At 74.7% G+C, this 20928-nt stretch carries 18 protein-coding genes; 4 read left to right on the top strand and 14 right to left on the bottom strand.

Annotated elements, in window-relative coordinates:
- Positions 1-2531 (top strand): MinD/ParA family protein (locus tag E1265_RS16075; protein ID WP_207931090.1); only part of this gene is annotated, 2531 nt, incomplete at its 5' end.
- A 41-nt stretch (positions 2532-2572) separates the two neighbouring features.
- Here the strand turns inward: E1265_RS16075 and E1265_RS16070 are convergent.
- From E1265_RS16070 to rimP, 9 genes are all read right to left on the bottom strand, one after another.
- Positions 2573-3514, bottom strand: coding sequence for a bifunctional riboflavin kinase/FAD synthetase (locus tag E1265_RS16070; protein WP_207931089.1), 942 nt, complete (start codon positions 3512-3514; stop codon positions 2573-2575).
- Between the two features lie 26 nt (positions 3515-3540).
- Positions 3541-6174, bottom strand: a complete 2634-nt coding sequence (locus tag E1265_RS16065; protein ID WP_132930990.1) for a serine protease — start codon at positions 6172-6174, stop codon at positions 3541-3543.
- Between the two features lie 137 nt (positions 6175-6311).
- On the bottom strand, positions 6312-7214 hold the full coding sequence (gene truB / locus E1265_RS16060; protein WP_132930989.1) for a tRNA pseudouridine(55) synthase TruB: 903 nt from the start codon (positions 7212-7214) through the stop codon (positions 6312-6314).
- A 7-nt stretch (positions 7215-7221) separates the two neighbouring features.
- Entirely contained in the window at positions 7222-7713 is a 492-nt protein-coding gene (gene rbfA, locus E1265_RS16055; RefSeq protein WP_132930988.1) for a 30S ribosome-binding factor RbfA, read from the bottom strand.
- 105 nt (positions 7714-7818) lie between these two features.
- Positions 7819-8115 (bottom strand): DUF503 domain-containing protein, encoded by a 297-nt coding sequence (locus tag E1265_RS16050; protein ID WP_132930987.1) that lies wholly within the window; start codon positions 8113-8115, stop codon positions 7819-7821.
- Between the two features lie 72 nt (positions 8116-8187).
- Positions 8188-11232, bottom strand: a complete 3045-nt coding sequence (infB, locus tag E1265_RS16045; protein WP_132930986.1) for a translation initiation factor IF-2 — start codon at positions 11230-11232, stop codon at positions 8188-8190.
- Between the two features lie 152 nt (positions 11233-11384).
- Positions 11385-11681 carry a YlxR family protein gene (locus tag E1265_RS16040; protein WP_132930985.1) on the bottom strand — a complete coding sequence of 99 codons (297 nt, stop codon included), beginning with the start codon at positions 11679-11681 and terminating at the stop codon, positions 11385-11387.
- Positions 11682-11810: 129 nt separating this feature from the next.
- Positions 11811-12812: a transcription termination factor NusA gene (gene nusA, locus E1265_RS16035; RefSeq protein ID WP_132930984.1), complete on the bottom strand. Its 1002-nt coding sequence runs from the start codon at positions 12810-12812 to the stop codon at positions 11811-11813.
- Between the two features lie 12 nt (positions 12813-12824).
- Entirely contained in the window at positions 12825-13328 is a 504-nt protein-coding gene (gene rimP / locus E1265_RS16030; RefSeq protein WP_132930983.1) for a ribosome maturation factor RimP, read from the bottom strand.
- Positions 13329-13623: 295 nt separating this feature from the next.
- Between rimP and E1265_RS16025 the strand changes: the two genes are divergently transcribed.
- From E1265_RS16025 to E1265_RS16015, 3 genes are read left to right on the top strand one after another with little or no spacing between them, the layout of a single operon-like run.
- Complete coding sequence (locus E1265_RS16025; protein ID WP_132930982.1) at positions 13624-14112, top strand: hypothetical protein; 489 nt, start codon at positions 13624-13626, stop codon at positions 14110-14112.
- A 22-nt stretch (positions 14113-14134) separates the two neighbouring features.
- Positions 14135-14578 carry a ferritin-like domain-containing protein gene (locus E1265_RS16020; protein ID WP_132930981.1) on the top strand — a complete coding sequence of 148 codons (444 nt, stop codon included), beginning with the start codon at positions 14135-14137 and terminating at the stop codon, positions 14576-14578.
- A gap of 2 nt (positions 14579-14580) precedes the next feature.
- Positions 14581-15477, top strand: coding sequence for an aminoglycoside phosphotransferase family protein (locus E1265_RS16015; protein WP_132930993.1), 897 nt, complete (start codon positions 14581-14583; stop codon positions 15475-15477).
- 10 nt (positions 15478-15487) lie between these two features.
- Here the strand turns inward: E1265_RS16015 and E1265_RS16010 are convergent, their stop codons facing one another.
- The 5 genes from E1265_RS16010 to dxr form a co-directional block, all read right to left on the bottom strand.
- Positions 15488-16057 (bottom strand): GNAT family N-acetyltransferase, encoded by a 570-nt coding sequence (locus tag E1265_RS16010; protein ID WP_132930980.1) that lies wholly within the window; start codon positions 16055-16057, stop codon positions 15488-15490.
- An 86-nt stretch (positions 16058-16143) separates the two neighbouring features.
- Positions 16144-16992, bottom strand: a complete 849-nt coding sequence (locus E1265_RS16005; RefSeq protein WP_132930992.1) for a GNAT family N-acetyltransferase — start codon at positions 16990-16992, stop codon at positions 16144-16146.
- A gap of 95 nt (positions 16993-17087) precedes the next feature.
- Entirely contained in the window at positions 17088-18242 is a 1155-nt protein-coding gene (gene ispG / locus E1265_RS16000) for a flavodoxin-dependent (E)-4-hydroxy-3-methylbut-2-enyl-diphosphate synthase (protein WP_132930979.1), read from the bottom strand.
- Positions 18243-18313: 71 nt separating this feature from the next.
- Positions 18314-19618, bottom strand: a complete 1305-nt coding sequence (locus E1265_RS15995; protein ID WP_132930978.1) for a site-2 protease family protein — start codon at positions 19616-19618, stop codon at positions 18314-18316.
- The gene (dxr, locus tag E1265_RS15990; protein ID WP_132930977.1) at positions 19615-20901 is read right to left on the bottom strand and encodes a 1-deoxy-D-xylulose-5-phosphate reductoisomerase; all 1287 of its coding nucleotides are present in this window, start codon (positions 20899-20901) and stop codon (positions 19615-19617) included. The genes E1265_RS15995 and dxr overlap by 4 nt, the downstream gene beginning before the upstream one ends.
- Positions 20902-20928: the final 27 nt, after the last annotated feature.

The following is a 20928-nucleotide window of genomic DNA, read 5'->3' as shown; positions in this document are numbered from 1 at the left end:
GTCCCCCGCCGCCCCCGCCGGCGCCCGTCTCCCAACCGGAGGCCGCACAGCCCGAGCCGGTGGCCGACGTCCAGGAGCCGGCCCCGGCCGAGGAGTCGGCGGACGAGGTGCCCGCGGCCTCTACCATGCTCATCTCACCCCAGGCCGTGCGGAAGGCCAACGCCGCCTCGGCGCCGGAGCCTGAGCCGGCTCCGCCGGTCGAGCCCGTGGCCGAGGAGCCGCCGGCGCCGCCGGCCGCGCCTCCCGCGCCGCCGGCGCTGCCCGGTGGGTTGCCGCCGCTTCCGCCGGACTTCCAGGCCGACGGCCCGTCCGCGCAGCCGACGCCCTCCGGGGAAGCGGCTTCCGCCACCGACGGCGCCGTCCCCGTGGCCGCCGAGGACACCGCCATCTTCACGCCGCAGCGCGCGGCGCAGCCCGCCGAGCCGCCCGTTGAGGTCGAGTTCGCCAAGCCGGCGACGGAGTCCGCGCTGGAGATCGAGGAGGATCCGGAGTCCGAGCAGGGCCCGGAGCTGCTCGACGAGGTCAGGGGGGACGAGCCGACGCCGCCTCCGGTGGCCAACGCACCGGGCGGCTATGGCTTCCCGCCGCCGGCCGGCGCAGCGCAACCACCGGCGGCCCAGTGGCCGGAGCCGCCCGCGCCGGCGCAGCCGGCGAGCGGACCGCAACCGGCCCCGGCCTCGCAGGCGCAACCGCAACCGCAGGCCCAGCTGCCCGCCAGCGCACCCCGCGGGTACGGCTTCCCGCCGCCGGCCGGCGCAGCGCAACCACCGGCGCCGCAGTGGCCGGAGCCGCCCCAGCCGGCGCCCGCCCCGGCACAGCAGGCGAGCGGACCGCAGCCGACCCCGCGGCAGGCGGCCAACGCCATAGGTGGCTACGGCTTCCCGGGCCCGGCCGGCGGTCCCCAGCCGCCTCAGCCGACCCCGACCGCGGCTCCGCAGCCGCAGCCGCAGCCGCAGCCGCAGCCGCAGGCCGACGCGCCCGGTGGCTACGGGTTCCCGCAGCCGGTGCAGGGGCCGGTGCCGGCCGCCGCGCCCGGGCCGCAGCAGCCCAACGCGCCTGCCGGCTACGGCTTCCCGCCCCCGGCGGGCGGCGGCGCCCAGCCGCCGGCGACTCCCGCCGCCCCGCAGTGGCCGCAGCCGGGTCAGCAGCAGCAACCCCCGACGCCCCAGCCCGGGTTCCCACAGCCCGGCGCGCCGGCACAGCCCCAGCCGCAAGCGCAGCCGCAGGACCCCAGGGCCGGCACGAGTTGGCCCGACCCGCAGCAGTACAACGCCCAGCCGCAGCCCGGCGCACTCGGCTACACGGCCTCGGTCGAGCTGTCGTCCGACCGGCTGCTGCAGGAGAGGCGGCGCAACAAGCCGCGTTCGCAGCCAGTCAGCAAGCCCGCCTCCCGGTTCCGGATCGGTGGCCGGGCCGCGGAGGAGGAGCGGCAGCGCAAGCTCGCCGTCATCCGCACCCCGGTGCTCTCCGGCTACCGGATCGCGGTGATCAGCCTCAAGGGCGGCGTGGGCAAGACGACGACCACCACGGCCCTCGGCGCCACCCTGGCCAGTGAGCGTCAGGACAAGGTGATCGCGATCGACGCCAACCCGGACGCCGGCACCCTCGGCCGCCGGGTGCGCCGCGAGACCGGTGCCACCATCCGTGACCTGGTCGGCGCGATCCCGTACCTGAACAGCTACATGGACATCCGCCGGTTCACCTCGCAGGCGCCCTCGGGTCTCGAGATCCTGGCCAACGACGTGGACCCGGCCGTCTCGACCACGTTCAACGACGAGGACTACCGGCGCGTCATCGACGTGCTGGCCAAGCAGTACCCGATCATCCTCACCGACTCGGGTACCGGCCTGCTCTACAGCGCGATGCGCGGCGTGCTCGACCTCGCGCACCAGTTGATCATCGTCTCGACCCCCTCGGTCGACGGGGCGAGCAGCGCGAGCACCACCATGGACTGGCTGGCCGCGCACGGCTACGGCGAGTTGGTGCAGCGCAGCATCACCGTGATCTCCGGGGTCCGCGAGACGGGGCGGATGGTCAAGGTCGAGGACATCGTGGCCCACTTCCAGACCCGTTGCCGCGGGGTGATCGTGGCGCCGTTCGACGAGCACCTGGCGGCCGGCGCCGAGGTCGAGTTGGACATGATGCGGCCCAAGACCCGGCAGTCCTACTTCGAGTTGGCCGCACTGGTCGCGGAGGACTTCGTGCGGGTGCAGCAGGAGCAGGGCCTCTGGACGCCGGACGGCGGGATGCCGCCGCAGGTCGCGCCGCCGCTGCCGGGGCAGGGCCAGCAGCCGCCGGCCTACGGCTACCCGCAGCCGGGTCAGCCCGGGCAGCCGCAGCCGCAACAGGCACCGCCGGCCCAGCAGCAGCCGCACGCCCCGTACCCGCAGCCACAGCCGGGCCAGGCCGCACCGCAGCCGGGCCAGCCGGGGCACCCCGGGGCCGGGCAACAGCAGCCGCGGCAGCCGGGATTCGGCTACGGCTTCCCGCAGCAGCCGGGGGCCTGGCCGGCCCAGCCGCCCCAGGGCTAGCCCGCGCGACTGACCGACCGGCCCCACCCGGGGCCGGTCGGTCAGTCGCCGGCGGTCAACTCGCGCGTCCTGCGCCGGTCCTCGTCGATCCGCTCCAGCAGCCCGGCCACGGAGTCGAAGACCTCCTGGCCGCGCAGGCGGGTCAGGAAGTCGATGGCCACCGGCTGGCCGTAGAGGTCGAGGTCCGTGCGGTCAAGCGCGTGCGCCTCGACGGTGCGCTCGGTGCCGTCGAACTGCGGGTTGGTGCCGACCGAGATGGCCGCCGGCAGCCGCTCCCCCGCCGCCAGCAGCCAGCCCGCGTAGACGCCGTCGGCCGGCACCGCCGAGTGCGGCACCACGTCCAGGTTGGCGGTGTGCACGCCCAACTCGCGGCCGCGCCCTGCCCCGTGCACCACGGTGCCCTCCACCCGGTGCGGGCGGCCGAGGACCTCGCTGGCGGCGGCCACGTCGCCCTCGGCGATCAGCCGCCTGGCGAGCGAGGACGAGAACGGCTCGTCGCCGGGGCCGCCGCGCTCGAACAGGTCGACCACCAGCACCTCGAAGCCGTAGGTCTCGCCGAGTTCGGCCAACGTCGCCACGGTGCCGGCGGCGCGGTGCCCGAAGCGGAAGTTGGGCCCCTCGACGACGGCGCGCGCGTGGAGCTTCTCCACCAGCACCTTCACCACGAACTCGGCGGGCGAGAGCTTGGAGAACTCCTTGGTGAAGGGCAGCACGAGCACGGCGTCCACACCCAGCTCGGCCAGCAGCTCGGCGCGCCGCGCGTGCGGGGCGAGCAGCGGCGGATGGCTGCCGGGCCTGGTGACCTCCTTGGGGTGCGGGTCGAAGGTGACGACCACCGTCGGCACGCCGAGCTCCCTGGCATGGGCCACCGCCCTGCCGATGATCAGCTGGTGCCCGCGGTGGACACCGTCGTACGAGCCGATGGTGACGACGCTGCGTCCCCAGTCGCCGGGGATGTCCGCCATATCACGCCAGCGCTCCACCGTTTATCGCTCCTCGCGCTATCCCGCTATCCATGTGGGCCTGCCGGTCCACGGTACCGGGCGCCCTCCCGACGGGAGACGCCCGCCTTGCCATGACCGGCGCCCGACCCGTCGCGGTCCTGGTCAGGCGCGACCGGCTCGCCGACCGGCGCCGCCTGGACCAGCAGCGCGCAGGCGCTCGGATGCAGCGCGGCGTCCTCCGGGCGGGCGAGCAGCGTCCTGGCGGCGTAGCGCAGCAGGCCACGGTCCGGGTCGGTGAGGGCACGGGCGGAGCGCCCCGCGGTGCGCAGCCCGTAGTCGACGGCGGCCACCCGGCGTTCCGGCCGCTCGTCCTGCGCCCAGCGCTCCACCGCGCGGCAGAGCGCGGCCGGCTCGTCGTGGACGAGTTCGGCGAGCAGTTCCTCGGCGCGCGGGTGGCCGGCGTCGATCAGGGCCTCGGTGAGCTCGTCGAGGCACGGGCGCCGGTGGGTGTGCAGCAGGGCCTGGGCGGCCGAGGCCACCGTGAGGTCCCCGGGCGGCTCGCCCTGCCCGGCGGCGCGCAGCGGCCGGTCGTCGTCGAACCAGCGGCACAGCCACGCCGGCGCCTGGCCCGGCCGCGCGGCGAGCAGCTCGCTCGCCGCGGTGAGGTAGCGGGGTCCCCGGGTCCCGCGGTCGGCGGGCAGCAGTCGGCGGAGCAGGTCGAGCCGGTCGTCCTCGTCGACGGTCAGCGCGCGCCAGAAGTCGGGTCCGAAGGGCTCGGCCGGGGCGGCGCCCGCGCCGATCAGGTCGGCGAGGGCGCGGAGCTCGGCCAGCAGCGCCCGGGCGTCGGGCAGCTCCGGCAGCACCTGGCGGCTCAGCCGCGCCGCCCACCAGCCCCGGTCGACGGGGTCTCCGGCGGCCGGCAGGGGAAGTCGGCCGCGCAGGGCCGCCGGGCCGCGATGCCGGCCCAGGTGCAGCAGGGCCTGCGTCAGGGCGCCGGCCCGGTGCCTCGGCAGCTCGCCGCGCGCCGCTGCCGCGAGCGCGGCGTCCACCGCCAGGTGGCGGCCGTGCAGCCAGTCGGCGAACTCCTCGTCGGCGAACCGGTACTGGGCGCCGGCCGGCCGCAGCAGCCCCTGGTCGAGCACGGCCCTGGCCCAGCCGCCCGACCAGGGGAAGAGAGCGTCGAAGACCCGCCTCGGCAGGGCGCCGGTGCCGGCGGAGCGCCGGGCGGCCTGGTGGATCCTGGCCGCCGCCCGGGTCGCGGCGTGGCGGTCGGCGGGGCCGCCGGCCAGCGCCTCGGCGAGGCGGAGCGCGACGAGGTCGAGGTGGGCGGCGAAGATCTCGCACCGGTCGGGCGCGCCGCCGGCGCCGATGGGCTGGGCGGCGCGGATCTCCGCCAGCATCCGCAGCGACAACGGGTGCGCCGCCTCGCCCGGGGCGATGCCCGCCGTGACGAGGCCGGCTGCCGCCCTGGCCCGGCTGGCGGGGCCCGGCGCGAGATCACCGATCGGCAGGTGGGCGGGGAGTGCACCGGTCGAGGTGCCGTGCAGGGTGCCGGGCGGGTAGAGCCGCCCGGCGTGCTCCCAGAACTCGGGGCGGCAGGCCAGTACCAGGCGGGCACCGGCGGCGCGCAGCCAGTCGGCGGTGGCCCGCGCCCAGCCCGGCAGCCGCGCCGCCAGCTCGGCCGGCGCCTCCTCCGGTCCGTCGAGCACCACGAGCAGCGGGTGTCCCGCGGCCCGCGCGGTCCTGGCGGCCACGTCCGGGTCCGCGCGGGCCAGGGCGCGGCCCACGGCGTCGCGCAGCCCGGTGTCGTCGGGCCGCAGCGCGGTGCCCGAGAGCCAGACGGTGGGCGGGCGCCGGGCGGCGTGGGCGGCCAGCAGGGTGGAGCGGCCGGTGCCCGGCTGCCCCACCAGGGCGGCGACGCACGCGCTCCCCCGCTCGAAGGCGGCGAGTTCGGCGGCCAGCTCCGGCCGGTCGTGGGCCGTGGCCCGGACACCCGCCGCGGCCAACGACTCGGCGGCTAGGACCCGCACCCCGGCGAGGTTGAGGGCCGCGCCATAGCCGGGTACCCCCGAGCCGTTGCGCCGCAGCAGCTCGGCGAGCGGACCCTGGCCGTCGACGGCGGCCGCCGTGTGCAGGGGGACGGCGAAGCCCGGTGAGCGGCCCGGCGCGTGCAGCGCCGCGGTGCGGACGGCCAGCGCGGCCCCGGTGGCCGGGTCGACGACGGGGCATCCGGTGTGGGCGGCTTCGAGTCGGAGTCCGGAGCCGGCGCCCGGCGGCAGCCTGAGCTCCAGGGCCTCCTCGAGCCGGTAGTAGCGGTCGGTCGCCGTGTACACGGCGGGGCCGCCCGGCGCGTGCAGCGTGGCGTCCGCCCAGCCGTCGCCGAGGAGGAGCCGGACGGGTCCTGTCCGTTCCGCGGCGATGACCAGCGGGGGCAGCTCCGGGGACGGCCGCGGAGTCCGGATCAGGGCCAGATTCCAGTGCGGGAGCGCGGTGACGGCCGAGGCCTCGACGACGCGCCCCTCGCCGCCCGGCCAGCGCAGGACCAGCCTGGCGAGGCCGTCGACGGCCTCGTGGCTGGTGATCAGGGTGCCGTCCAGGTCGGCCGCGAAGCCGACGCCGCGCGGCCGGCCCGCCAGGTCGCCGACGCGCACCAGCGCACCCCCCGACCGGGCCGCGGTCGCCACCGAGTCCACCGTCATCGTCGGACCTCCCCTGCCGCCTGACCTGACGAATCAGGGGGAGGTCCTGCCCAGCGGCGGGGCGAAACCCACCGGATGCCCGCACACACCCCTCGGACGCCGCAGCGCGGGGGCCGCTCTTCACCCGATCCGGTGAGTCAGCCCTGCGGGGCGAAGACGGCGAGACTCCTGGCCCGGTCGCCCTCGGCCTCGACCAGCGCCACCAGGCGGTCGTCGGGGTCGAAGACGGCGACCGGCCCGGCCGGCAGCCGCGGCGTCGCGATTCGGGCACCGTTGCCGAGCAGCCTGGCCTCACGCTCGGTCACGTCCCAGCGCGGGAACGCGGCCGCCGCGGCCTCGGCGAGCGGCAGCACGGTGAGCTCGGCGCGCAGCTCGTCGAGGGTGCGGGCGGCGGCCACCTGGTAGGGGCCGACCCGGGTGCGGCGCAGCGCGGTCAGATGGCCGCCGGTGCCGAGCGAGGCGCCGAGGTCGCGGGCCAGGGCACGGATGTAGGTGCCGGAGGAGCAGACCACCGTGACGTCCAGGTCGGTGACGGTGGGGCCGTCGGCAAGCGGCCGCTCGGTCACCCGGTCCACCGTGAAGGTGGAGACGGTGACCGGGCGCGCCGGGATCTCCACGTCCTCGCCGGCCAGAACCCGGCGGTAGGACCGCTTGCCGTCAATCTTGACGGCGCTGACCCTGGCCGGAACCTGCATGATGTCGCCGGTCAGCCTGGCGACGCCGGCGGCGATGTCGGCCGGGTCGAGGCCGGCCGCGCCGTGCCCGCCGGTGATCTCGCCCTCGGCGTCGTCGGTGACGGTGGTCTGGCCGAGCCGGATGGTGCCCCGGTACTCCTTGTCGGTGAGGGCCAGGTGGCCGAGCAGCCGGGTGGCCCGGCCGAGGCCGAGCAGCAGCACGCCGGTGGCCATGGGGTCGAGGGTGCCGGCGTGCCCGACACGCCGGGTGCGGGCGATGCCGCGCAGCACCGCGACCACGTCGTGGGAGGTGAAGCCGGCGGGCTTGTCCACCACGACAAGCCCGTCGGCCGTGGGTCGGCTCATCTGCTGGTCAGTCCTCGTCCCCGCGCTCGTCGGCGCCCTCGGGGTCCTCCTCGTCCTCCCCGGCGCGCTCCCGATCCTCGCGGGTGTCGCGGTAGGGGTCGGCGCCACCCGCGTACTGGGCGCCGGCCGACGAGCGGCGCAGTTCCTCGTCACGCTCCCGCGCCTTGTCGAAGAGGTGGTCGAGGTTCCGCGCGGTCTCAGGCAGCGCGTCGGGCACGAACTCCAGGCTCGGAGTGTGCTTGACGCCGGCGGCCGCGCCGACCGCCGAGCGCAGCACGCCCCTGGCGCTGCGTAGCCCGGCGGCCACCTCCTGCCGGTCGGCCTCGTCGCCGTACACCGTGTAGAAGACGGTCGCCTCCCGCAGGTCCCCGGTGACCCTGGTGTCGGTGATGGTCACCCGGCTGCCCAGCCTGGGGTCCTTGATGTCCCGCTGCAGCTTCTGGGCGACCACCTCGCGGATGAGGTCCGCCAGCCTCTTCGCCCGTGCCTTGTCGGCCACTGCTCCCTCTCCTCGCACAGTTCTCGAAAATGTCGCGGCGTGTCAGGGGCTGTTCCGCACAGCCTGCGCCGGTGGGGACAGCCTGCTCCGGTAGAGACGGGCCGGCTACTCGTCCTCGCCGCCGTGGATCCGCCGCCGCACGGACAGCAGCTCCACCTCGGGGCGGGCCGCCACCCAGCGCTCGCACTCGTCGAGCACCTCCGTGAGCCGGCCGGCGTCCCCCGAGACCACGGCCAGACCGATCTCGGTCCGCCGGTACAGGTCCTGGCCGCCCACCTCGGCGACGCTCACGACGAACCTGCGCCGCAGCTCCGCCACGATCGGTCGCACCACCGAGCGCTTCTCCTTGAGGGAGCGCACGTCGCCGAGCAGCAGGTCGAAGGAGAGTGTCCCGGTATACATGCGGTGATCGTAACGGCGACGGCCGGGGCCGATCGACGGGGTTTTCCCCACCGACCGACCCCGGCCCGACCGTCAGACGCGCGGCTTCTCGCGCATCTCGTAGGTCGCGATGACGTCGTCCACCTTGATGTCGTTGAAGTTTCCGAGGTTGATACCGCCCTCGAAGCCCTCGCGGATCTCGGTGACATCGTCCTTGAAGCGCCGCAGCCCCTCGATGGTGAGGTTCTCGGCGACGACCTTGCCGTCGCGGACCAGGCGGGCCTTGGTGTTCCGCCGCACCTCGCCGGAGCGGATGAGGACACCCGCGATGTTGCCCAGCTTGGAGGAGCGGAAGACCTCGCGGATCTCCGCCGTGCCCAGCTCGACCTCCTCGAACTCCGGCTTCAGCAGGCCCTTCAGGGCCGCCTCGATCTCCTCGATCGCCTGGTAGATGACCGAGTAGTACCGGACGTCCACGCCCTCGCGCTCGGCGGCCTGCGTGGCACGCCCCTCGGCGCGCACGTTGAAGCCGATGACGATGGCGTCGGAGCCGCTTGCCAGGTCGATGTCGGTCTCGGTGACCGCGCCGACGCCCCGGTGCAGCACCCTCAGGTCGACGCCGTCGCCGACGTCGAGCTGGAGCAGCGAGGACTCCAGGGCCTCGACCGAACCGGACGCGTCGCCCTTGATGATGAGGTTGAGCTGCTGCACCTCGCCCGCCTTGAGCACCGTGTCCAGGGTCTCCAGGGAGACCCGGCGGGTGCGCTTGGCGAACGCCGCGTTCCGCTCGCGGGCGGCCCGCTTCTCGGCGATCTGCCGCGCGGTCCGGTCGTCGGACACCACGAGGAAGTTGTCCCCGGCGCCCGGCACGTTGGTCAGACCCTGCACCAGCACCGGCGTCGAGGGCCCGGCCTCGGCGAGCGTGCGCCCGGAGTCGTCGAGCATGGCCCGCACGCGGCCGTGGGCGTCGCCCACCACCATCGTGTCGCCGACGCGCAGCGTGCCGCGCTGGACCAGCACGGTGGCCACGGCGCCGCGGCCCCGGTCCAGGTGCGCCTCGATGGCGATGCCCTGGGCGTCCTGCCTGGGGTTGGCCCGCAGGTCGAGGGCGGCGTCGGCGGTCAGGACGACCGCCTCGAGCAGCGACTCGATGTTGGTGCCCTGGCGCGCGGAGATGTCGACGAACATCGTGTCGCCGCCGTACTCCTCGGCCACCAGGCCGAACTCGGTCAGCTGGCCGCGGACCTTGGTCGGGTCGGCGCCCTCGACGTCGATCTTGTTGACCGCGACGACGATCGGCACGTCGGCCGCCTTGGCGTGGTTCAACGCCTCGATGGTCTGCGGCATCACACCGTCGTTGGCCGCCACCACGAGGATGGCGATGTCCGTCGACTTGGCACCGCGGGCACGCATGGCGGTGAACGCCTCGTGACCCGGGGTGTCGATGAAGGTGATGCGCCGCTCTTCGTCGTTGACGTCGATCGACACCTGGTAGGCACCGATGTGCTGGGTGATGCCGCCGGCCTCGCCCTCGATGACGTTGGTCTTGCGGATCGCGTCCAGCAGGCGGGTCTTACCGTGGTCGACGTGACCCATGACGGTCACCACCGGCGGCCTGGAGACCAGCTCCTCCTCGCCGCCCTCGTTCTCGCCGAACTCGATGTCGAAGGACTCGAGAAGCTCGCGGTCCTCCTCCTCCGGGCTGACGATCTGGACGGTGTAGTTCATCTCATCGCCGAGCAGCTGCAGCGTCTCGTCGGAGACGGACTGCGTCGCGGTGACCATCTCGCCCAGGTTGAACATCACCTGGACCAGGGACGCCGGGTTGGCGTTGATCTTCTCCGCGAAGTCGGTGAGGGACGCGCCACGGGAGAGGCGGATGACCTCGCCCTTGCCGCGCGGCAGCATCACGCCGCCGATGGACGGGGCCTGCATGGCCTCGTACTCCTGGCGACGCTGCCGCTTCGACTTGCGACCGCGCCGCGCCGGACCGCCGGGACGACCGAAGGCGCCCTGGGTGCCACCGCGACCGCCGGGGCCGCCCGGACGGCCACCGCCGCCGGGACCGCCGCCGAAGCCGCCACCCGGGCGGCCACCGCCGCCACCGAAGCCGCCACCGCCGCCCGGACGGGTGCCGGTGCCGGGACGGCCACCGCCGCCACCGAAGCCGCCACCGCCACCGCCACCGGGACGAGCGCCGCCGCCGCGGCCGCCGAAGCCACCCCCACCGGGACGAGCGCCGCCGCCGCCACCGCCGGGGCGGGCGCCGGGGCCACCGCCGGGCCGGCCGGCGCCGGACGGGCGCTGCGGCATCATGCCCGGGTTGGGCCGGCTACCGCCGGGGCCGGGACGCGGGCCGCCGGGGGCGGCGCCCTGCGGACGCGGCATGTTGCCCGGGGTCGCGCGGCCGCCGCCCGGCGCCTGCGGGCGCGGCGGACGGTCCTGGCCGCCGGGGCGCGGGCCGCCCTGGGCCGGCGCACCAGGCCGGGGCGCCGGACCGGGGCGCGGCGCCGGCTGCGGCCTGGCCATGCCGGTGGAGCCACTGGTCGTGAACGGGTTGTTGCCCGGGCGCGGGCCGGCCGGGCGGCCGCCCGGCTTGGGGGCCGCGGCGCCCGGCTTGGCCGGCGCGGGGCGCGCGCCGGCGCCCGGCCTGGGCGCGGCGGGACCCGGACGGGCGCCCGGGCGCGGGCCCGGACGGTCCTGGCCACCGGGACGCGGCGCCGCCGGACGCTGCTGCTGCGGCTGCTGGGGGGCCTGCTCGCCGCCGCCGGTCGTCGGCTGGGTGAACTCGGGGGCCGCGGGGGCCGGCCTGGCGCCCGGCTTGGGGCCAGGCGTCGGCCGGGGGCCACCGGCGCCGGTGCTCGGCTTGGGCGGCACGGGACCCGGACGCGGCGCGGGGCCGGGGCGCGGTGCCACGGCGCCCGGCTTGGGGGCACCCGGCTTGGGGGCACCCGGCCGCGGGGGCTTGCGGTTGTTGCCGCCGCCGCTGAACGCGTCGGTCAGCTTGCGTACTACTGGCGCCTCGATCGTCGAGGACGCCGAACGGACGAATTCACCAAGTTCTTGGAGCTTGGCCATGACGACCTTGCTCTCGACTCCAAGCTCCTTGGCGAGCTCGTATACCCGGACCTTAGCCACTTCGCTCCTTCTACGGTCCGGGGTCGGTCGTCCGCCGGACCTTCGCTACTTCACGGGCGTACTCATCGCGTACTCATCGAGTGCTCATCGCAATCTCGACCTACTTCCGACTCGCGAGGTACCTGCCGCGCGGACCACCCACGCGGCGCTTCTTACAGTTCCTGCACTTCCGACGATGCCGTCCGGCCGACCCACCGTCGCAGCTGCCCGGTGTCGAGCGGCCCCTGGGTCCGAAAGGCCCTGGGAAACGCGCGACGGCGGACCGCCAGCTCAAGACAGCTCGTCGTGGGATGCACATACGCACCCCGACCGGGCAGCGTACCGCGAAGATCGGGGACACAGCGATCCCCAATCACCACCACACGCAGCAGGCCGTTACGGGCTGAGCGCTGTCGGCATCCGACGCAGGTGCGTTCCGGGCAGGCTTTCGCCCGCGTCCGGCCAGACACAGTAAAGTCTACCTCCCCATGCGCCCGGCCCGGCGGGCGGGCCCGACCGTCAACTGTCCCAACGCCACGGCCGGCCGGCCGCATTCCCGAGGGGGGGCCGGCTTCCGGGAATCCGGCCGCCAGGGCCGCTCAGGGCCGCTCGGCGACCTGTTCGGTGTCGGGTCTGATGTCGATCCGCCAGCCGGTCAGCCTGGCCGCCAGGCGGGCGTTCTGCCCCTCCTTGCCGATGGCCAGCGACAGCTGGTAGTCAGGCACGGTCACGCGCGCCGAGCGGGCCGCCTGGTCCACCACGTCGACCCGGGTGACCCGGGCCGGCGAGAGCGCGTTGGCGACCAGCTCCGCCGGGTCGTCCGACCAGTCCACGATGTCGATCTTCTCGCCGTGCAACTCCGCCATCACGCTCCGCACCCGGCCGCCCATCGGGCCGATGCAGGCGCCCTTGGCGTTGAGCCCGGGGCGCAGCGAGCGGACCGCGATCTTGGTGCGGTGCCCGGCCTCGCGGGCGATCGCCGCGATCTCGACCGTGCCGTCGGCGATCTCCGGGACCTCCAGCTCGAAGAGCTTCTTGACCAGGTTGGGATGGGTGCGGGACAGCGTGACCGAGGGGCCGCGCGCGCCCTTGACCACCCGCACCACGTACGAGCGCAACCGGGCGCCGTGCGGGTACTCCTCGCCAGGCACCTGCTCCTGTGGGGGCAGGATCGCCTCCAGCTTGCCGATGTCCACCAGCACGCTCTTCGGGTCCCTGCCCTGCTGCACCACGCCTGCCACCACGTCGCCCTCACGTCCGGCGTACTCGCCGAAGGTGACGTCCTCCTCGGCGTCCCGCAGCCGCTGCAGGATCACCTGCTTGGCCGTGGTGGCGGCGATCCGGCCGAAACCCTGCGGGGTGTCGTCGAACTCGCGAGGCTCGGCGTCCTCTGCCGCCTCCTCGAGCTCGGCCGGGTCCTCCTTGGCCCAGACCGTCACGTGCCCGGTCTTGCGGTCGAGCACCACCCGGGCCTGCCTGCGGCTGCCCTCGGTGCGGTGGTAGGCGATCAGCAGCGCCGACTCGATGGCCTCCACCAGCAGGTCGAAGGAGATCTCCTTCTCTCGGACGAGCCCCCGCAGGGCGCTCATGTCGATGTCCACGACTGGCCTCCTTCAGCCTTCGGTGCTCTCGTCGCCGGTGGGCCTGCGACTGAACTCGACTTCCACCCGCGCCCGGGCGATGTCCGCGAACTCCACCCGGCGCGCCGTGGCCTTGCGGCCCTTCTCCCCCGGGACCTCGAGATCAAGCCCGGCGTCGTCGACGCACGTGATCCGGGCGACGAGCTCGCCGCCCTCGCGCAGTTGGGCCCTCACGAGCCGGCCGACGGAGCGCCGGTAGTGGCGCGGCTCGGTCAGCGGGCGCTCGGCGCCGGGAGAGGTCACCTCGAGCACGTAGGGGGCGGCGCCCATCACGTCCGACGCGTCGAGCGCGGCCGAGACCTCGCGGCTCAGCTCGGCGCACGCTTCGAGCCCCACGCCGCCGTCTGTGTCGACCGCCACCCGGAGCACCTTTCGCCGGCCGGCCGGGGTGATCCTGACCTCTTCCAGATCAAGACCCCGCTCGGCGGCCAGCGGCTCGAGCAGCTCGCGCAGCCTGTCGATCTGGGTGGTGCTCATCCGGGTGACTCCTCGGCCGCGTGTGCTGTTGTCGGTGGCGCGTCTCGTCCGTGGCGCTCGGACACTCTCGCGCAACAGCCTATCCCCTGCGGCACGCTACGCCGACCGCGTTCGGGGTCGGGGGCTGGCACGCCGGAGGGCGGGGTGGCGCCGGGATCCGCGCCGCGCGCGGGTACGCTCGCCGGGCGGTGATCTTTCTATCGCCTCAGCGTACCCACTCGAGCCCATTCACCCTTTCGACCTCTTTTTTCGACCTCTTTCGACACTCGATCGACGACGGGAAGTTCGGGGAAACATGCCCTCTCGCCTGTCCAGAAGAGCCGTGTTCCTCGGCGGCCTGCTGGCCTGCTCCGCCGGCGCGCTGGCGGGCTGCACGTCCTCGGAGGAGAGCGGATCCGGGGGCGGGGCCGTCTCCGCCACCACGGTCCTCGGGCTGCGCCGCCGGGCCGCCAGGGACGGCAACGACCTGCTGGCGCGCTACGACGCGACCGCGGCCGCCCACCCGGCCCTGGCCGAGACGCTGCGGCCGTTCCGGGACACCGTGGCGGCGCACCTCGCGGCGCTCAACGAGGGGGACGCCTCGCCGCCCGGTCCCTCGGGCGGCCCACCCGAGGTTCCGGCCGACCGGGACGAGGCGCTCACCGCGCTCGCCGACGCGGAGCGCGAGGTCGCGGAGGCCAGGCTGCGCGCCGTGCCCGACGCCTCCCCCGACCTGGCCCGGTTGCTGGCCTCGCTGGCCGCCGCCGGGTCGGCACAGGCGTATCTGATCCATGAGGCCAGGTGAACGAGCCGGCATGAGGCACCCGATGACTGACACTCCGTCCGAACTGGACGCCACCCAGGCCGCGTTGGCGGCCGAGCACGCCGCCGTCTACGGATACGGGGTGGTCGGCGCGCGGATCGCGGAGGACCGCGCCGGCGAGGCCGACGAGGCGCACACGGCGCACCGCGCGCGGCGCGACGCGCTGCACCGGGCGGTGCGCGACCTGGGGGGCGACCCGGTCGCCTCGGCCGCCGCCTACGAGCTGCCCTTCGAGGTGGCCGACGGCGAGGCCGCGGTGCGGCTGGCCGCCGAGCTCGAGTCGCGGCTGGCCGGCGCCTACGCCGAGCTGGTGCGGGCCACCGAGGGCGAGGCCCGCCGCGACGCCGCCGCCGCCCTGAGCGAGGCGGCGGTCCGCGCGGCCCGCTGGCGCGGCGCGGGGACGCCGTTCCCCGGGCTCGCCGAGTACGACATGGAGGGAAGTCGTTGACGATGGAGCTGGCGCCGCCGGCACGACTGGCCTCGGCCGGCCCGCCCGAGGCCGCCGAGTGGCTGGCCGGGCTGCCCGATCTGGTCGCCGGGGTGTTGGACCGCTGGGAGCTGACGCCGGAGCGGGTGGCGGCGCCGGGCGGCCGCACCAGCATGGTGGTGCTCGTCGGGGGTGCCGACGGCGGCCGGGCCGCGTTGAAGATATGCGCGCCCTGGCGGCCTGCGGCGCTCGAGGAGGCGGCGTTGCGCCGCTGGGACGGCCTGGGAGCGGTCCGTGCGCTGCGCTGCGATCCAGCGGCCGGCGCGCTGCTGCTCGAGCGACTGCACGGGGAGACCTCGCTGCGTTCGCTGCCCGAGGCCAAGGCGATGCTGGAGGCCGTCTCGGCGGTGCGTCGGCTGTGGGTGGACCCCGGCGACGGACATCCGTTCCCGACCGTGGCGGAGCACACGGCCGCGCGGGCGGCGGCGCTGCGGGGCGGCGCGCTGGCCGCGGCGGACGCCGGGCCGCTGGTCGACGAGGCGCTGGCGGCCCGGGACGAACTGCTGGCGGCGGAGCCGGAGCGGCTGCTGCTGCACGGGGACTTCCGGCAGGGCGCGGTGCTGGCCTCGGACGCGGAGCGCGCGCCCTGGCTCGCGGTCGGCCCGGAGCCGGTGGTGGGCGAGCGGGCCTACGACCTGGCCCGGCTGGCGCGGGACCGGCTGCACGACCTGGTGGCCTCGCCGGGCGCCGCCTCGATCACCAGGCGCCGTATCGCCAGGCTCGCCGACTCGGTCGAGCTGTCCGCCGAACGGCTGCGCGGCTGGGCGCTGTTCCGCGCGGTGGAGTCGGCCGGCCGGGCGCTGTCGGCGGGGCGGCGTCCGGAGGCGGAGGCCCTGCTTGAGTTCGCGGCCTGGCTGTAGCCGTGCCGCGCTACCAGCGGCGGAGCGGCAGGTGGGCGCCCATCACGGCGTAGGGGCAGGGCGCGGAGGGGAAGAGGACCCGGCGTGCCAGGTCCTGGTAGCCGAGCTTGCGGTACAGGGCGCGGGCCGGGCTCTCGGTGTCCACGGCGGAAAGGATCGAGCGGGGCTCGGCGGCCGCGTCGGTGAGCGTGGTGATCAGCCGGCGACCTATGCCGCGCCGCTGGTAGGCGGGGAGCACGTGCAACTCGGTGATGGTGAACGAGTCGGTGAGCCAGGCGTCGTTGCCGGCGCGGCGCAGGTAGGGCTCGACGACCGTGGACCACCACTGCGCCCGGTCGTTGGGCATCCCGTAGACGAAGCCGACGAGCCGCCCCTCGGTGGTGGTGGCGCCCAGGGCGCGGGCGCCGGGGCTGGCCAGGTGGCGCTGGACGATGTGGCGGCGCACCGCCACCTCCTCGTCGCTCAGGCCGAACGCCTGCGCCTGCACGGCCAGCGCCTCGTCCACCCGGGCGGCGAGGTCGAGCGGTGCGACGGCGATGTCCCAGGCGTCGGGGGCGGCCTCCCCGGCAGATGGTGTCATGCGGGGAGGCTAACGCGACCCACCGCCGAAGTCGCGCCCGGCACCCGCGAATGGCCGGCGGAACGACCTGGCGCGGCGGCGGGCGGTCAGAACAGGACGCTCATCAGGGCGCCGGCCTCGACGAAGCCGAGCCGACGGTAGACGGCGAGCGCCGGGGCGTTGAAGTCGTTGACATAGAGGCTGACCACCGGCGCGACCTCGTCGAGGGCGTGCCGCAGCACGGTGGCGAGGCCGGCGGTGGCCAGGCCGCGACCGCGCGCCTCAGGGGCCGTCCAGACGCCCTGGAGCTGGCAGGCGTGCGGGGTGACGGCGCCGATCTCGGCCTTGAAGACCACCCGGCCGTCCTCGACGAGGCCGAAGCAGCGCCCGGTGCCGACCGTCTCGGCGACCCGGGACTGGTAGGCGAGGCCGCCGTCCGCCGCGTCCAGCGGGGAGATCCCGACCTCCTCGGTGAACATGGCCACGGCGGCGGGCAGCACGAGGTCCATCTCGTCCTTGCGCATCCGCCGCACCAGCGGGTTGGGGGTGACGTCGGCGGGCACCCGGTCGGTGGTCATCAGGGGCTGCCGGTGGCGCAGCTGCCTGGCGGGCCCCCAGTACGGCTCGAGGTGGGACCACAGGCGGGCGGTCGGGTCGAGCGGGCCGACGATGGACGAGCACCGGCGGCCCTGGCGCAGGGCCCGGTCGGCGAAGGCCCGGACGGCGGCGGGTCCCGCGCAGACCGGCACCAGGTTGGCGCCGGCGTAGCAGAGCGAGACCAACCGGCCGCGGCGGTAGTAGCCCCACATCTCGCCGCCCAGATAGGGCGGTTCGAGGCCGGAGTCGAGCACCCGGGCGGTGACGAAGGCGTTGGCCACCGGGTCCTGGTCGAGCACGGCGAGCGCGCCGCTGAGGTCGGTGGGTTCCAGGACCCGGGTGGTGGACGTGGTCAGCACGGGGGACGGCGCCTTGTGTTCGAGGGACGTGAGCGGTGCTGGCATGCTACCGGCGCACGCTCAGGATGCCCCCCGCCGTGACCGGCCGGTCCTGATCAGCTCACGGAGACCTCGGGCTGCCCCGAGGCGACGCCTTCCTTCTCCATCTGCTCGGCGATCTTCATGGCCTCGTCGATCAGGGTCTCCACGATCCTGGACTCGGGCACGGTCTTGATGACCTCGCCCTTGACGAAGATCTGGCCCTTGCCGTTGCCCGAGGCGACGCCGAGGTCGGCCTCCCTGGCCTCGCCCGGGCCGTTGACCACGCAGCCCATGACGGCCACCCGCAGCGGGACCTCCATGCCGGTGAGCCCGGCGGTGACCTCCTCGGCCAGCTTGTAGACGTCGACCTGGGCGCGACCGCAGGACGGGCAGGAGACGATCTCGAGGCCGCGCTGGCGGAGGTTGAGCGACTCCAGGATCTGGATGCCGACCTTGACCTCCTCCACGGGCGGCGCCGAGAGGGAGACCCGGATGGTGTCGCCGATGCCCTCGCTGAGCAGCGCGCCGAAGGCCACGGCCGACTTGATGGTGCCCTGGAAGGCGGGTCCTGCCTCGGTGACGCCGAGGTGCAGCGGGTAGTCGCACCGGGCGGCGAGCTGCCGGTAGGCGTTGACCATGACGACCGGGTCGTTGTGCTTGACGGAGATCTTGATGTCCCGGAAGCCGTGCTCCTCGAAGAGCGAGCACTCCCACAGCGCGGACTCCACGAGCGCCTCGGGAGTGGCCTTGCCGTACTTGGCGAGCAGCCGCTTGTCGAGCGAGCCGGCGTTGACGCCGATCCGGATCGGGGTGCCGGCGTCGCCCGCGGCCCTGGCGATCTCCTTGACCTGGTCGTCGAACTTCTTGATGTTGCCCGGGTTCACGCGGACGGCGGCGCAGCCGGCGTCGATGGCGGCGAACACGTACTTGGGCTGGAAGTGGATGTCGGCGATGACCGGGATCTGGGACTTGCGGGCGATTACCGGCAGCGCGTCCGCGTCGTCCTGGGTGGGGACGGCGACCCGCACGATCTGGCAGCCGGAGGCGGTCAGCTCCGCGATCTGCTGCAGGGTGGCGCCGATGTCGGAGGTGCGCGTGGTCGTCATCGACTGGACGGAGACCGGCGCGTCACCTCCCACGGCGACGGATCCGACCTGGATCTGACGGCTGGCCCGGCGCTCGGCCAGTCGGGTCGGAACGGACGGAATGCCCAGCGAGATGGCTGTCATGGCTTGGTGAAACCCCACGGTACGGACGGGCGGGCGCGTGGCCCGGGCTCAGGAGTTGAGACTACGGCACCTCACCCCGTCAACCGCACGGGGTTGACGATATCGGCGGCCAGCACCAGCAGGGTGAAGCAGATGAACACCCCGGCCACCACATAGGCCACGGGCATCAGCTGGGCGACGTCGAACGGGCCCGGGTCGGGGCGCCTGGTCACCTTGGCGAAGCCGCGGCGGACCGACTCCCACACGGCGCCCGCCATGTGCCCGCCGTCCAGCGGCAGCAGCGGCAGCATGTTGAACAGGAAGAGCGACAGGTTGAAGCCGGCGATCAGGAAGAGCGCGGTGGCGATCTGCTGGCTGGCCGGGATGTCGAGGGTGAAGATGTCGCCGCCGACGCGGGCCGCGCCGACCACGCCCATCGGGGAGTCCGGCTCGCGCTCGCCGCCGCCGAAGGCCGCGTCCCACAGTCCCGGGATCTTGGACGGTATGTCGATCATGGCCTCGACGCCGGTGGTCATGATGTCGCCCATGCGGTCGATGGCCTGCCCGAAGTCCTGCTGGACGACGCCGCTGGCCGGCGAGAAGCCGAGGAACCCGGCGGTGACGTACTCGCCCTCGACGTAGCCGCCGTTGCCGTCGGTCCTGGCGACCTGGTTCTCGATGAGGTCGGCGTGGAGTTCGAGCGTCTGGCCGTCGCGGTCGACGGTGATGGTGGCGGCGCCCGTGGTGTCGCGGATGCGCTGCTGGAGGGTGCTCCAGTCGTCGATGGGCTCGCCGTCGAAGGCGGTGATCACGTCCCCGGCGCGCAGCCCCGCGGCGGCGGCCGGCGCCGGGGTGTCCCCGGCCTGGCAGTCGCGCGGCTCCTCGCTCTGCGCGATCACGCACTCGGAGACGGTGGCGACGGTGGTGGTCTGGGTGTTGACGCCGAAGCCCATCAGCACGCCGAGGAAGATGCCGACGGCCAGGATCAGGTTCATCCCGGGCCCGGCGAACATCACGAGGAACCGCTTCCAGGGCTTGCGGGTGTACAGCAGGCGCTTCTCGTCGCCGGGCTGCAGCTCCTCGAAGGCGGCCGCCCTGGCGTCCTCGATCATGCCGCGGAACGGGGAGGTGGAGCGCTTGCGCACCTTGCCGTCGTCCCCGGGCGGGAACATACCGATCATGCGGATGTAGCCGCCGAACGGGATGGCCTTGATGCCGAACTCGGTCTCTTTGCCGTGCCGCGACCAGAGGGTCGGGCCGAAGCCGACCATGAACTGCGGCACCCGGACGCCGAACATGCGGGCCATGGAGTAGTGGCCGAGCTCGTGCCAGGCGATGGAGAACAGCAGTCCCACGACGAAGACGAGTATCCCGAGGATGAACATCAGAGTGGTCATGCCGTGGTCGCCTCCGTCGTCGTCCGGCCGGTGGTCCCGGCCAGCTCGCGGGCGCGGGCGCGCGCCCTGGTCTCCGCTTCGAGGACGTCCGGCAGGGTCAGGGAGGTTCCGGAGGGGGCCGTGCGCTCTCCCACGACCTGCTCCTCGATCACCTGAGCAACCGTGTCCACGATCCCGGTGAACGGCAGCCGGCCGGCGAGGAAGGCGTCGACGCACTCCTCGTTGGCCGCGTTGAACACCGCGGGCGCGGTACCGCCGAGGCTACCCACCCGGCAGGCGAGCGGCACAGAGGGGAAGGCATCGGTGTCCAGCGGCAGGAACTCCCAGGTGTGCGCGCGGGTCCAGTCGATGGGCGCGGCCACCCCCGGCACCCGCTCGGGCCAGCCGAGCCCCAGCGCGATGGGCATCCGCATGTCCGGCGGGCTGGCCTGGGCGAGCGTGGAGCCGTCGGTGAACTCCACCATGGAGTGGATGTACGACTGGGGGTGGACGACGACCTCGATACGGTCGAACGGGATCCCGTAGAGCAGGTGCGCCTCGATCACCTCGAGGCCCTTGTTGACGAGGGTGGCCGAGTTGATGGTGATCACCGGGCCCATGGCCCAGGTGGGGTGCGCCAGCGCGTCCGCCGGGGTGACGTGCGTCAGCTCCGCCCGCTTCCGCCCGCGGAAGGGACCGCCGCTCGCCGTCACGACGAGCCGGGCCACCTCGGCGCGGGTACCGCCGAGCAGTGCCTGGAAGAGCGCCGAGTGCTCGGAGTCGACCGGCACGATCTGGCCCGGCTTGGCGAGCCCGGTGACCAGCGGCCCGCCGACGATCAGGGACTCCTTGTTGGCCAGCGCCAGCACGTGCCCGGCCTCGAGCGCCGCCAGGGTAGGGGCGAGGCCGATGGATCCCGTGATGCCGTTGAGCACGGTGTGGCAGGAGCGGGCCGCGAGCTCGGTCGCCGCGTCCGGCCCGGCCAGGATCTCGGGCAGCGCCTCGCCCGCGCCGTACCGCGCGCGCAGCGCCTCCCGCAGCGCGCCCGCGCGCTCCGCGCGCGCGACGCCGACGGCGGTCACCCGCAGCCGGTGCGCCTGCTCGGCCAGCAGCTCGACGTTCCCGCCGCCGGCGGACAGCGCCGTGACCCGGAAGCGCTCCGGGTTCCGCAGCACCACGTCGACGGCCTGGGTGCCGATGGAGCCGGTGGACCCCAGGACCACCACCTCGCGCGGCGCGTCGGGCGGCGACTGTGTCGCGTACCGGAGGTGGGGGTCGGCCAAACAGACGGATGTCTCGGTCATCCCCCCATTGTCCCCACCCCCGTCAAC

Origin of the sequence: Streptomyces sp. 8K308 (genome assembly GCF_004348315.1) — a bacterium.
Taxonomy (GTDB): Bacteria; Actinomycetota; Actinomycetes; order Streptomycetales; family Streptomycetaceae; genus Streptomyces.
Note: the sequence above shows the minus strand (reverse complement) of the source record. Positions and strands in the feature narration are given on the sequence as shown.